The organism is Roseateles sp. So40a (assembly GCF_048081605.1).
GTDB lineage: Bacteria > Pseudomonadota > Gammaproteobacteria > Burkholderiales > Burkholderiaceae_C > Roseateles.
The window spans coordinates 5613960-5626224 of the sequence record NZ_CP182288.1 but is presented as its reverse complement, the minus strand read 5'-3'; the positions used below and the strand labels follow the sequence as shown (position 1 = coordinate 5626224).

At 68.8% G+C, this 12265-nt stretch carries 15 protein-coding genes; 12 read left to right on the top strand and 3 right to left on the bottom strand.

The genetic code is table 11. The features are described 5' to 3' along the window. Window positions 1–70: 70 nt before the first annotated feature. The gene (locus ACNI65_RS25610; RefSeq protein WP_416760373.1) at window positions 71–457 is read left to right on the top strand and encodes a response regulator; all 387 of its coding nucleotides are present in this window, start codon (window positions 71–73) and stop codon (window positions 455–457) included. 15 nt (window positions 458–472) lie between these two features. On the opposite strand, the gene ACNI65_RS25605 is transcribed toward ACNI65_RS25610, so the two are convergent. Further along, window positions 473–772 (bottom strand): DUF2789 domain-containing protein, encoded by a 300-nt coding sequence (locus ACNI65_RS25605; RefSeq protein WP_416760372.1) that lies wholly within the window; start codon window positions 770–772, stop codon window positions 473–475. An 81-nt stretch (window positions 773–853) separates the two neighbouring features. Between ACNI65_RS25605 and ACNI65_RS25600 the strand changes: the two genes are divergently transcribed. The 8 genes from ACNI65_RS25600 (at window position 854) to ACNI65_RS25565 (ending at window position 8891) form a co-directional block, all read left to right on the top strand. Then, on the top strand, window positions 854–1141 hold the full coding sequence (locus tag ACNI65_RS25600; protein ID WP_416760370.1) for a hypothetical protein: 288 nt from the start codon (window positions 854–856) through the stop codon (window positions 1139–1141). Between the two features lie 237 nt (window positions 1142–1378). Further along, a complete protein-coding gene (locus tag ACNI65_RS25595) occupies window positions 1379–4597 on the top strand; it encodes a two-component regulator propeller domain-containing protein (RefSeq protein WP_416760369.1) in 3219 nt (1072 codons plus the stop codon). A 102-nt stretch (window positions 4598–4699) separates the two neighbouring features. Beyond that, the gene (locus tag ACNI65_RS25590) at window positions 4700–5752 is read left to right on the top strand and encodes an acyl-CoA dehydrogenase (protein WP_416760368.1); all 1053 of its coding nucleotides are present in this window, start codon (window positions 4700–4702) and stop codon (window positions 5750–5752) included. After that, window positions 5740–6357, top strand: a complete 618-nt coding sequence (locus ACNI65_RS25585) for a class I SAM-dependent DNA methyltransferase (protein WP_416760366.1) — start codon at window positions 5740–5742, stop codon at window positions 6355–6357. Before ACNI65_RS25590 ends, ACNI65_RS25585 begins: the two co-directional genes overlap by 13 nt. Further along, window positions 6354–7007, top strand: coding sequence for a glycosyltransferase (locus tag ACNI65_RS25580; protein WP_416760364.1), 654 nt, complete (start codon window positions 6354–6356; stop codon window positions 7005–7007). Before ACNI65_RS25585 ends, ACNI65_RS25580 begins: the two co-directional genes overlap by 4 nt. 9 nt (window positions 7008–7016) lie before the next feature. Beyond that, on the top strand, window positions 7017–7880 hold the full coding sequence (locus ACNI65_RS25575; RefSeq protein WP_416760362.1) for an SDR family oxidoreductase: 864 nt from the start codon (window positions 7017–7019) through the stop codon (window positions 7878–7880). Between the two features lie 48 nt (window positions 7881–7928). Beyond that, window positions 7929–8429 carry an endonuclease V gene (locus tag ACNI65_RS25570; RefSeq protein WP_416760360.1) on the top strand — a complete coding sequence of 167 codons (501 nt, stop codon included), beginning with the start codon at window positions 7929–7931 and terminating at the stop codon, window positions 8427–8429. A gap of 108 nt (window positions 8430–8537) precedes the next feature. Beyond that, the gene (locus ACNI65_RS25565) at window positions 8538–8891 is read left to right on the top strand and encodes a DUF1428 domain-containing protein (RefSeq protein WP_416760359.1); all 354 of its coding nucleotides are present in this window, start codon (window positions 8538–8540) and stop codon (window positions 8889–8891) included. Between the two features lie 60 nt (window positions 8892–8951). Here the strand turns inward: ACNI65_RS25565 and ACNI65_RS25560 are convergent, their stop codons facing one another. Beyond that, window positions 8952–9365 carry a VOC family protein gene (locus ACNI65_RS25560; protein ID WP_416760357.1) on the bottom strand — a complete coding sequence of 138 codons (414 nt, stop codon included), beginning with the start codon at window positions 9363–9365 and terminating at the stop codon, window positions 8952–8954. A gap of 17 nt (window positions 9366–9382) precedes the next feature. Between ACNI65_RS25560 and ACNI65_RS25555 the strand changes: the two genes are divergently transcribed. The 3 genes from ACNI65_RS25555 to truD all read left to right on the top strand — a co-directional run bounded on the left by ACNI65_RS25555 (window position 9383) and on the right by truD (window position 11646). After that, window positions 9383–10003, top strand: coding sequence for a GNAT family N-acetyltransferase (locus tag ACNI65_RS25555; RefSeq protein WP_416760356.1), 621 nt, complete (start codon window positions 9383–9385; stop codon window positions 10001–10003). A gap of 32 nt (window positions 10004–10035) precedes the next feature. Further along, window positions 10036–10545 (top strand): hypothetical protein, encoded by a 510-nt coding sequence (locus tag ACNI65_RS25550; RefSeq protein ID WP_416760354.1) that lies wholly within the window; start codon window positions 10036–10038, stop codon window positions 10543–10545. Window positions 10546–10626: 81 nt separating this feature from the next. Next, complete coding sequence (gene truD, locus ACNI65_RS25545; protein WP_416760352.1) at window positions 10627–11646, top strand: tRNA pseudouridine(13) synthase TruD; 1020 nt, start codon at window positions 10627–10629, stop codon at window positions 11644–11646. A 13-nt stretch (window positions 11647–11659) separates the two neighbouring features. On the opposite strand, the gene ACNI65_RS25540 is transcribed toward truD, so the two are convergent. Then, window positions 11660–12169, bottom strand: a complete 510-nt coding sequence (locus ACNI65_RS25540) for a hypothetical protein (RefSeq protein ID WP_416760351.1) — start codon at window positions 12167–12169, stop codon at window positions 11660–11662. Window positions 12170–12265: the final 96 nt, after the last annotated feature.

Below are 12265 nucleotides of genomic sequence, written 5' to 3'. Positions count from 1 at the left end.
CCGCGATGCGGCAAGCGGCCCGCCCACTCCTGGTCTCGCCTGTCCGGCATGCGCATTGCCCAAAGCGGGCATGTCGAACGCGCACGTCAATCGAGCCTGCCGCATCCTGGTCGTCGACGACAACGTCGATGCGGCGGACACCCTGGTCCTGCTGCTCAAGTCGCTGGGCTTCCAGGCATGGGCGACGTATGACGGGAGCGAAGCCGTACTCCTGGCTGAGTTCATTCAGCCGAACCTCGTCATCCTGGACATCCAGATGCCAGGCATGGATGGGTTCGAGACCGCGGCCTGCATCCGCGGGACCGAAGTCGGCGAACGGTCCTATCTGGTGGCGCTGACCGGCAGCGAGGCGGACCTCGATCCGGTGCTCGCCACCTGCATGGGCTTCGACCGCTTCATCACCAAGCCGGTCAGCAGCAGGAAGCTGGCGGAACTGGCCCGCGCTGCCACGCGCTAGGCGCGCGGGCTGCGCTCAATGAAGGGCCACGTTCAGGTGGTCGACGACCACGGCCCAATCCGCGTCCTGCAGCAGGAGTTCCTTCAGGAGGCTCGCCTGAGCATCGGTCCAGAACGGCGCCTCGGTGACCTTGACGTCGCCTGGAAGCGGTCGATGGTCCGAGATGAATGCGCGGATGTCCGCCTCTGAAGAGGGAAGTCCGAGCTGCTCGAACAGTTCGTGGAACTCGTGCTGATTCGATTCCATGGGCGTGCTCCTATTGAAGAGGTGAAGGCCATCGGCCGTCTTGATCATTTCCGCGCTGATCGCGGCCATGAACCTGCATGGCAGTTGGGATGCCAGACCCGTGGCACGGGGCTTGCCCAGCTTCGATATCAGCAATACCTGGAGACCATCATGAGCAACACCTTGATCAGGAACTTGACGCTTGTGGGCGTCTGCGCTGCGATGTCGGTTGGCTGCGCGAGCAGCGACGTGAAGCACGCGGGCGTGGGGGCGGTGGGCGGCGCGGTCGTTGGCGCCGTGGCCGGCGGCAGTGCGCTGACGGGCGCCGTCGCCGGTGCAGTCGCGGGCGCCGTCATCGGACGGCTGATGGTCGACGGCAAGGACCGCGAGGTCTACTCCGACGGCAATGGCGGGCGCTACTGGGTCGACGACAACGGCAATCGCCGGGCGGTGCGCTGACGGCGTACTGCTGAATCCGACCCGAACGCAAGACGCCCGGCACAAGCCGGGCGTTCTGTTTGGGGGTGCCACCATTGGCGTCAGCCGATGGGGCGTCGGGGGTCTTCCCCTTCGCCCGCGGCGCCCCGAGAGAAACACCCCTCTCTGACGCATGGACCCCCGTGATATGTTCCGCCGTCCAAAATTCCGGCCCGTGCCATGCAAGCACCCTGCGCTCGACGATTCCGATCGATGGTCATGGCCGGTCTGGCACTGCTGCTCGCAGTCGCCAGCTTCGCCGCCGAGCCCCCCGCTCCCCCTGCTCCCACCGGCCGGATCACCCTCCCCCAGCTGCTCAAGGAGCAACCGCTCGATCAGCTCTTCCACACCGGCTGGGGCGCCCGCGAAGGCTTCCACGGCCCCGTGATGGGCCTGGCCCAGACCACCGACGGCTACCTCTGGGTCGGCACCTCGCAAGGCCTCTTCCGCTTTGACGGCGTTCGCTTCGAGCGCTTCGAGACCCTCGCCGGCGAGACCCTGCAGAGCAAGGCCGTGCTCAGCCTCTTCGCCACGCCTGACAACGGCTTGTGGGTCGGCTTCATGTCCGGCGGTGCCGCCTTCGTCCGCGATGGCCACATCCTCTCGAGCGAGCCCGCGAAGGAAGGCTTCGGCGCCTCCACCCGTGCCTTCGTCCGGGAGAAGGACGGCACGATCTGGGCCGCCAACAGCCGCGGTGTCTTCCGCCGCGAGGGCGAGCGCTGGAAGGAAATGGGCAAGGCCGAGAACTACCCCGCCGTCGGCCCCGGCCAGTACACGATGGACCTGCAGATCGATGGCGACGGCAACATCTGGGCCTTCACCACCAAGGGCATGCTGGTCCGCCCCGCCGGTCAGACGCGCTTCGTCGACGTGCCCACCCCCAACCGCCGCCCCTCCTACGCCGCGGTCGACCCGCAAGGGCGCATCTGGGCCCGGATGAACGGCCCCCACTACGTCCGGCTGCCGCGACCCAACGTGCCCAGTGACGTCATGGGCAGCGGACGCCCCGTGCACACCAGCATGTTCATGCCGATCTTCGACCGCGACGGCTACCTCTGGTACGGCGCATTCGACGGGATCGTGCGCGAGCGCGTCTCCGATCGGCCCATCGACACGGACGACGAACTGCCCGCCAACGTCGGCGCTCCGCCCCCCATGCCGCTCGTGCCGCTCACCGCCGCGTCCAGCGTCACGCCGGGCAGCGCCGCCCAGGCCTACAACTTCGAAGCGCCAGCGCTGCAGCGCCTCACGCCCAGCCAGGGCCTGACCGGCGACCGCGTGCTCAAGGTCTTCCAGGACCGCGAGGGCTCGATCTGGATCGGCACCAACGCCGGCCTCGACCGGCTGCGTTCCACGCGCGTCTCGACCTTCCAGTTCCCGGTCAGGACCTCGACCCTGGCCATGGCCGCCGGCCCCAAGGGCGACGTCTGGTTCACCTCGCGCCTCGGCGTGCTGCACCTGAACGCCGCTGGGCAGGGCTCCGACCTCGAGCTCTTCCCCAGCGAGAGCATCTCGATGAGCAAGGTACTGGTCGACCACGCGGGCACGGTGTGGGTCGGTGACCAGGCGGGCCTGTCGCGCCTCACCCCGGACGGGCGCTATGTCAACGAGCTCAAGGCGGCCGTCCCCGACTGGAACGGCGGCGTCACCGACCTCATGGAGGACTCGACGGGCACGATCTGGCTGATGGCGCAGATGTTCGGCCCCATGCGCCGCTCGCCCGACGGCAAATGGGAGAAGCTCGCCGGCCAGCGCGGCTTCCCCAACGCCACCTTCCACTGCATGGCGCTCGACCTCCAGGGACGCATCTGGCTGGGCTCGGGCGCCAACCGCCTGTTCCGGGTCGAGCCCGGCGATCAGCTGACGCGCATCACCGAGAAGGAAGGCGTCAACGTCGGCGACCTGATGGCCATCACGCCGGGCAAGGGCCACCTGTGGATCGGCGGCTCCAACGGCGTGCAGCGTCGCGATGACAACGGCAGCTTCCACACGCTGAAGGCGCAATCCGACGAGGCCTTCAACGACGTCAGCGGCATCGTGGAGACCCCCGAGGGCGACCTCTGGCTCAACGGCCAGGCCGGCATCACCCGCGTCCTGGCCGCCGACGTGCGCCGCGCGATGTCCGACCCCACCTACCGCGTGCCGGTGCTGCAACTCGGCACGCAGGACGGCCTGCCGGGCCGCGCGGAAACCTCGTTCCCGCTGAACACCGCGCTGCGCACGCCGGATGGCCGGCTGTGGTTCTCACTGACCAACGCCCTCGTCACCATCGACCCTGCAACGCTGAAGAACGACACCGCGCCCCCGGCCGTCGACGTCCAGCGCGTGATGGTCAACGGCATCGCGCTGCAGCCGACGAAGGCGCACTTCGTGGAAGCTGACGCGGGGACGCGGGATCTCCAGATCGACTACGCCTCGATGTCGCTGGCCGTCCCCGAGCGCGCGCGCTTCCGATACCGGCTGCGCGGACTGGAGACCGAATGGCATGACGCCGGCGCGCGCCGCCAGGCCTTCTATACCAACCTCGGCCCCGGCCGATATGACTTCGAGGTCCAGGCGACCCACGACGACATCGCCTGGAGCGCGACGCCCGCGGCGATGGCCATCGACATCCCGCCGACCTTCACGCAGTCGAAGACCTTCCGCGTGCTGTGCGTGCTGGCGGCGCTCGCGCTGATCGCGCTGCTGGCATGGCTGCGGCTGCGGCAGCTCGAGGGCCGCGCGCTGGAGCGCTATCGCGCCCGCCTGGAGGAACGCACCCGGATCGCGCAGGACCTGCACGACACGCTGCTGCAGGGCTTCCAGGGTCTGCTGCTGCGCTTCCAGCGCGTGGCCTGGGGCATCCCGAACGAGCTGCCCGCGCGCGCCGAGATGGAACGCGTGCTGGATCGCGCCGACGAGATCGTCATCGAGGGCCGGCATCGCATCACCGACCTGCGCCAGGCGCCGTCGGACGCCGGCCCGCTGGAGAGCGCGCTGGAGTCGCTGGGCAAAGACCTGGCGGAGTATCACGACGCGCGCTTCACGATCGAGGTCGAGGGGACCTCCCGTCCGCTGGAGACCTGCGTGCGCTCGGAGCTGGCGCTGGTGGGGCGCGAGGGCCTGTTCAACGCCTTCCAGCACGCGCAGGCGAGCTGCATCGCGCTGCACCTGAACTACGCGGAGACGGGGTTCTCGCTGAGGATCGTCGATGACGGGGTCGGCGTGCCGCTGCAAGTGCAGGAAGAAGGTCAGCGCCCGGGACATTGGGGGCTGAGCGGCATGCGCGAGCGCGTCCTGCGCCTGGGGGGCAGCTTCGAGCTGCGCAGCGCGCCGGGCCAGGGCGCGGAGATCATCGTCAGCGTGCCGGCGGCGCTCGCCTACCCAAGCGCGGTGGACCGACCCGTGCTGTCGAAGCTGCAGCGTGGCGCGCGCGAGATGCTGGGCACCGCGGACTGATTGTTGATGACGTCGGGCGAGCGCGGGCTGCGGGCACCGCGCTTGCTGTGAGGGCGGTGGCGGCGCATTCCTGCGAGGCCCTTCCTTCAAGGTGATCAGCGAATGGCCCTCTCGACGCCTCGCGCCTCCGCGATCCTCGCGGGCTCCACGTCGTCCCACGATCCCGGCCAACGCCTGCGCGAGCTGATCCAGCACGGCCACTCGAACTTGCCGCTGCCGGGCCGCGGACGAACGCTTGAGCGCTGGTCGGCGCTCGCGGCCGTCGCGGCGGAGGACCTGTCGCTCGTGAAGCTCTTCGAGGGCCACACCGACGCGATCGCCATCCTGGCGGAGGCGCGACAGCCCGACGTGATCGATGAGATTGACGACGGCGCCGCCTACGGCATGTGGGCGGCGGAGGCCCCCGGCGCGCGCGTGCTTTTCCGATCCACGGCGCAGGACACCGTCGCCCTGGTCGGCAGCAAGGCCTGGTGTTCCGGCGCCGCCACCCTGGATCACGCGCTGCTGACGGTCTGGCCGGAGCAGGCGCCAGCCGCTGGCGAGGCCAGCGAGGGTCCATGGCTCGCCGATGTCGACCTGCGGCAGCCGGGCGTCGTCATCGACGATTCGCGATGGCGCGCGGTGGGCATGGCGGAGACCGTCAGCGCGACCGTGACGTTCGAGTCGGCGTCCGCTCGCCTCATTGGCCCTGCAGGGTTCTATCTGTCGCGGCCGGGGTTCTGGCACGGCGGCATCGGCGTGGCCGCGTGTTGGCATGGCGCGGCTTGCGCCATCGCGCAATCGCTGCGCACGCAGCTTCGCGCCGCAGGTTCGGAAGCGGCCTGGCATCGGGCGCTGGCGCTCGGCGAGGCCGACCGGCTGCTCAGCGCCAATGCCGCGTTGCTGCGCGAAGCCGCGGCCTGGGTGGACCGACATCCCGAGGACGATGCGCGGGCCTGGGCGCTGCGCACCCGGGCCGCCAGCGATGAATGCGCCCAGCAGGTGCTGCGCGCGACGATGCGGGCGATGGGGGCCGGTCCCCTGTGCCATGACGAGGGCTTCGCGCGCAAAGCCGCGGACTTGCCCGTGTTCATCCGCCAGTGCCACGGCGACCGGGACCTCGTCGCGCTGGGCCACGCTCTCCTCCAGCAGAAGGACATGCCATGGACGCTTTGAGGGCCGCGCACTTCGAGTCCCTGTTCATTCAGGACCCCGACCCCTGGCGCTATCGCACACGCTGGTACGAGCGGCGCAAGCGCGCGCAGCTCCTCGCGAGCCTGCCCTCGGAGCGCTACGAACGCGCCTTCGAGCCCGCCTGCGCCAACGGCGAATTGAGCGCTGCGCTGGCGGAGCGCTGCGATCGACTGTCCTGCAGCGATGGCAGCGCGGCCGCGGTGGCCCATGCCCGGCAGCGCCTGGCAGATCTGCCGCACGTCGACGTGACGCAGGCGCGCCTGCCGACGGACTGGCCGGCGGGAGGCTTCGATCTCATCGTCCTGAGCGAGATCGGCTACTACCTCGATGACGACGCGCTGGGCGACACGATTGATCGCGCAGCGGCCAGCCTGGACGAGGGGGGCACCCTGATCGCCAGTCACTGGCGCCATCCCGAAGGCGACTACACGCGAAGCGGTGACGAGGTCCATCTCCGCCTCGCCAACGCGCTGCAGACCCAACGCGGCTGGACGCGACTGGTGCGTCACGAGGAGGCGGACTTCCTCGTCGAGGTGTGGAGTCCGGATGGCCGGTCGGTGGCGCGGCGCGAGGGCCTGCGGCCATGATCGGCGCCGTCGTTCCTGCCCATGACGAAGAGGCCTTGATCGGCCGCGCGTTGCGCGCGCTGCGCGTCGCTGCCGCGCATCCCGAATTGCTTGGGGAGGAAGTCCGCATCCTGGTCGTGCTCGACGCCTGTCGCGATCGCACCGGTGAGATCGCGAGCCGAGGCGGCGCGCAGTGCCTGAGCGTCGACGCTCGCAACGTGGGCATCGCCCGAGCGGCGGGCGCGCAGGCGCTCATCGAGCAAGGCGCGCGCTGGCTCGCGTTCACGGATGCCGACTCGGTGGTGGCGCCGTGCTGGTTCGCGCGTCAACTGGCCTGCCGGACCGAAGCGGTCTGCGGTGTGGTCGAGGTCGATGACTGGACCGGGTTCTCCGCGGAAGAACGCACCGCCTACGAACGCGGCTATGTGGATGCCGAAGGGCATCGGCATATTCACGGCGCCAACCTCGGCATGAGCGTGCGCGCGTATCAGGAGGCCGGTGGCTTCGCTCGGTTGCGCAGCCGCGAGGACGTGGAACTCGTACAGCGGCTCCATGCGCTCGGCATGCGCATTGCCTGGACAAACACTGTGCGCGTCGTCACAAGTTCCCGGCAGGACGGTCGGGCGCCGGAGGGCTTCGCGTCCCACATGGCGCGCTTGAAGTGCGCCTAGGAGCGATCCATGACCTCATCCGATCCCATCGCCTTCCCCAAGCAGTCCCAGCCATGGCCGGGCCTGGCCCGCGACATGATCCCGCCGCCCGATCACGGCGAGAAGACGTACGTGGGCCATGGCCGGCTCACCGGGCGGCGCGCGCTGATCACGGGCGGGGACAGCGGCATCGGCCGCGCCGCCGCGATCGCCTTCGCGCGCGAGGGCGCGGACGTCGCGATCAACTACCTGCCCGACGAGGAACCCGATGCGCGCGAGGTGATCGAGCTCATCCGCGAGACCGGACGGAAAGGCATCGCGCTGCCGGGCGACCTGCGCGAGGAGGCGTTCTGCGAGAAGCTCGTCGCGGACGCGGTGCGCGAGCTGGGCGGGCTGGACATCCTCGTCAACAACGCCGCGCGGCAGCAGAGCCACGCGTCCATCCTGGACATCAGCACCGAGCAGTTCGACTGGACCTTCAAGACCAACATCTACGCCCCGTTCTGGTTGTGCAAGGCGGCGCTGCCGCATCTCGGCGAGGGCAGCTCGATCATCAACACGGCCTCGGTGAACTCGTACGACCCGGGCGAGAACCTGCTCGATTACGCGACGACCAAGGGCGCGATCCTGATCTTCACCAAGGGCCTGGCCAAGCAGGTCGCCAAGCAGGGCATCCGCGTCAACGCCGTCGCGCCAGGGCCGTTCTGGACCCCGCTGCAGGTCTGCGGCGGGCAGACGCAGGAGAAGCTCCAGAAATTCGGCGTCGACACGCCGATGGGCCGGGCGGGTCAGCCGGCGGAACTCGCGGCCGTCTACGTGCTGCTCGCGTCGTCTGAATCCAGCTACGCCACCGGGCAGGTGTACGGCGCCTCGGGCGGGCGCGGCGATCCATGAAGGATCGCTGATTGCACCGCGGCAGCTCCTGCTGCAGATAATCCCCGCATGAAAATTGTCGTGGCTGTTCATGTCGAGGGTGCGCAGGCTGTGGCCGCCGCCGTGGCTTTCGAGGCGTGGGACGCCGCGGAGGCGACCAAGACCTACGTCTCCCGCATCGCCCAGGTCGAGAAACCCGAACGCGGCGCGCTGGACCTGCGCGAGCTGCCCTGCGTGATGCAGCTGCTGCGCGAGCACCAGCTGACGCCGGAGCTGATCGTCATCGAGGGCTTCGTCCATCTGGATGGCGATGACACGCCGGGTCTGGGCCGTCACCTGTTCCAGGCGCTGGGCGAGCAGGTTGCCGTCGTCGGGGTGTCGAAGAAGCGACTGCCGGGACTGTCGGCGCAATACGAGATCGAGCGCGAGGAAGAGACCCCGCCGCTGGTGGTGACCAGCGCGGGCATCGACATCGGCGCGGCCAAGGTGCGCCTGCGCTCGATGCACGGGCGCAAGCGCGTGCCCACGCTGATGAAGCTCGCGGCGCGGCTGGCGAAGAACGGGGAATGAGCGGCGATTGAGCAGCGATAGCGCGGCACGGGTCCGTGTCGATCCCGCGGGTGGTCGTTCGTCGTGACAGGTGCGGCGGTTTGCCGCGCCATTAACCGGAGAACCGCAATGGACTACGTGGATGGATTCGTGCTCGCCGTGCCGAACGCCAAGCGCGAGGAATATCGCAAGCTCGCGCAAGAGGCGTCGGCGGTGTTCAAGGACCACGGCGCGCTGAGCGTCGTGGAGTGCTGGGGCGACGACGTGCCCGAGGGCAAGGTGACCTCGTTCCCGATGTCGGTGCAGCGCAAGGAAGACGAGACCGTGGTGTTCTCGTGGATCGTCTGGCCGTCGCGCCAGGTGCGCGACGAAGGGATGAAGAAGTCGATGGAAGACCCGCGCATGAAGCACGATCCGAAGGACATGCCATTCGACGGTCAGCGCATGATCTTCGGCGGCTTCGAGAAGATCGTCGACGCCTGAACGCGCTGTCCGGGCCTCCCGGGATGGGAGGCCGGGCGGGCGCTCGAAGCGCCTCTTCTGTCAGCAGGCGCTGGCGGGCATGCCCGCAGGATCCATCCACAGCGCCGCCCACATGTGCCCGTCGGGATCGGCGAGGTCGCGGGTGTACATGAAGCCGTGATCCTCCATCGGGTTCACGTCCGCCTGCCCGCCGTGCGCGGCGGCGGCCTCGTTCATCGCGTCGACCTCGGCGCGGCTGTCCAGCGACAGGGACAGCATCAGCGCGCACGAGCCGGCCGGCGGGAACGGGCGCTGGGTGAAGGTCCGCCACTTGGCGTGCGTGACGAGCATCACCTGGATGGACTCGCTCCAGACCATCGCGGCGCCGTCCTCGCCGCTGAGCTGAGGATTGGGCGTGAAGCCCAGGGCCTTGTAGAAGGCGGTGGAGGCGGCGAGGTCGCTGACCGGCAGGCTGATGAAGAGGCTCTTGGCCATGGTGGGCTCCGTGGTCGATGGAAACGAGCATCCCGCGTGTGCAGGACGTGGACATCATGACGACGATCGGGAGGCGGGGGAATCGACAGCGTCGCCGGGGACCTATATTCCCGCGCATGCACGCATCGCCTCAATTGCGCCCCGGAACACCACAGGACGACACGACCATCGCCGCGCTGGCCATCCAGGTCTATCTCGACACCTACGCCATCGAGGGCATTCGGCCTGACATCGCGCGTGAGGCGCTTCGCGACCATTCGCCCCAGGCCTACCTGGCGCGGCTTCAACGCGCCGGCAGCCGCTTTGTCCTCGCGGAGATCGGCACCGGGCTGGTCGGTTTCGCGGAAGTGGACCTGACGGCCGAGCCCGGCCCCGACACCGGGACTGACGGTGCCGAGCTGGTCCGTCTGTATGTACAGCCGGCGTTCCAACGCGCGCGCGTGGGCTCGATGCTGCTCGCGGCGGCGGAGGACGTGGCCAGGGCGTCGAAGGCGCCCGCACTGTGGCTGACTGCCTGGGAGGGCAATCAGCGCGCACGCGATTTCTACGCGGCTCGCGGCTATGCCGATGTCGGCGAGACCTTCCACGTCATCGAAGGCCAGCGCTTCGGGAACCGCGTGTTCCGGCGTTCGGTCTGATTCACGCTTGAACGAAAACCTCCGAGGCCCCCATGCGACGTCACGCCCTGCTCTTCGCTTTCCTGCCTGCGCTTGCAGCCCTCGTCATGGGCGCCAGTCACGCATCGGCCGCCAGCACCAACGACCCGCAGACCCTGCGTGCGATGCAGTCGCACCTGGGCGCCATCGAGACCTGGCGTGTGGCCCCGGAGACCGTGGCGCGCCATTGCCGAAGCCGGGACCCGGAGGGTGTTGCTGACCGCGAGGCCAGGATCGCTGTCTGGCAATCCGAGCAGGCCGCCCTGCGCGCCGATGCCGAGGATCGATTCAGTCGCCTGGTGCCGTTGACGCTGCCGGCGTCCTATCCGCCGGACGTGGTGCGAGCCGGCGTGAAGGTCGAGTTGCTGAAGATCATCTTCCTGGGCAGGACGCCGGAGGAGGCGACGACGATCTGCCGTTCCTTCCCGCATCCTGACTTCCCGCTCTGGAGCGCCAGTCGCATCGAGAAGGTCCGCGCCGCGATCAAGGCGCTGGACGAATGGGCCGCCAACGGCCCGCGTTGAAGCGGACGTACGATGTGCGGCCCCGCTCGTGATCGGCTGGACAGCCTGTCCCGCTCACCGGCGGGTGCTGCCTGATCCTTCATGACCGACGCTCAATACACGACCCTGCCGCAGTGGCCCAACGCCTATCCCGTGAGCGGCGCCAGCGCCACGCTGAAGCTGCTCAACGAGGACTTCCTCGTGACCGAACTGCCGCTGCAGTTGCCCTCCGGTGAGGGCGAACACATCTGGCTGGACATCGAGAAGAACGGCGCCAACACCGCCTTCATCGCGCTGCAGCTGGCCGACGCCACCGGCGTGCAGGAGCGGGACGTGGGCTATGCCGGTCTCAAGGACCGCTACGCCATCACGCGCCAGTGGTTCAGCATCTACCTCCCCAAGGGCGAGACGCCCGACCTGACCCAGCTTCAACATCCCGAGTTCAAGGTGCTGAGCCAGAGCCGTCACGTGAAGAAGCTGCGCCCGGGCGATCTGCTGGGCAACCGCTTCCGCATCGTGCTGCGCGAGGTGACCGGCGACCGCGATGCCATCGAGTCCAACCTGAAGGCCATCGCGGCGCAGGGCGTGCCCAACTACTTCGGCGCCCAGCGTTTCGGCCACGACGGCGGGAACGTCGAGCAGGGACGGGCGATGCTGGCGCGCGAGATCCGCGTGCGCAACCCGAAGAAGAAAGGCATCTACCTGTCGGCGGTGCGCTCGTTCATCTTCAATGAGGTGCTGGCGCTGCGCATTCAGCAGGGGCTGTGGGGCAAGGCCCTCACGGGCGACGTGATGGACGAAGCGGGCCGGCCGACCGGACCGATGTGGGGCCGAGGTCGCGTGAGCACCACCGATGAGGCGCAGGCGCTGGAGAACGGCGTGGCGGGACGTCACGCGACCTTGTGCGACGGCATGGAACACGCCGGCCTGGACCAGGAGCGCCGCGCGCTGGTGGCGAGCCCCGCGGACCTGACTTGGGAATGGCCGCAGGCGGATCAGTTGGTGCTCTCGTTCTCGCTGCCCGCCGGGAATTACGCGACGTCCGTGCTGAACGAGATCCTCCGCACGACGGAGCCTGATCGGCAGGTCGAGGGTGAGGGCGAGCCTGCGGTGGTGGAGTGAAGGGGAGCGGCGCTCAGCGCTTCTTCATCGTGTCCTGAAACCACTTCTTGCCCTCGGCGTCATACCGCGCCGATGAGAACCTCAGGGCGTTGACTCCGCGTGGGGTGCCTTGGAACAGGGAGACGTTCACGCCATCCGGGCGTGCCCAGTCTCTCGATTCGGTGACGTACTGCTTGCCGTCGAGATCCTTCTGCGGCATCGAGCGAATCCGCTTCGAAGCGCCGTACTTGCTCTCCAGCGCGGCCGCGATCCGTTGGTACTCGCCGGGCGCGAACTCCAGCTTGAGCAGGTCCAGGGTGCCGTCCTCGCCGACGAGCACGAGCACCTTGGCCGGCGTGCCCTCCACGGACGTGGTCCCGGTACATCGCAGCCCACTGTCGTTGCACTCCAGCCGCCAGGCCTTTCGGACGCCGTCGAGCTTCGCTTTCTGACCAGGCACCAGGCCGGCGAATTCAGTGGCGGGTGGCGCGGCGACAGCGGCGGCTGACGCGAGTCCGAGGAGGAAGGCGGCAAGGATTTTCATGCCGCGCATCTTCGCATCGCGCTCAGCTCGACCAGCCCTCAGAGGATCACCGATTGCAGCCCGCCTGCAAACGGGGGACATGCATCGAGGCGGCCA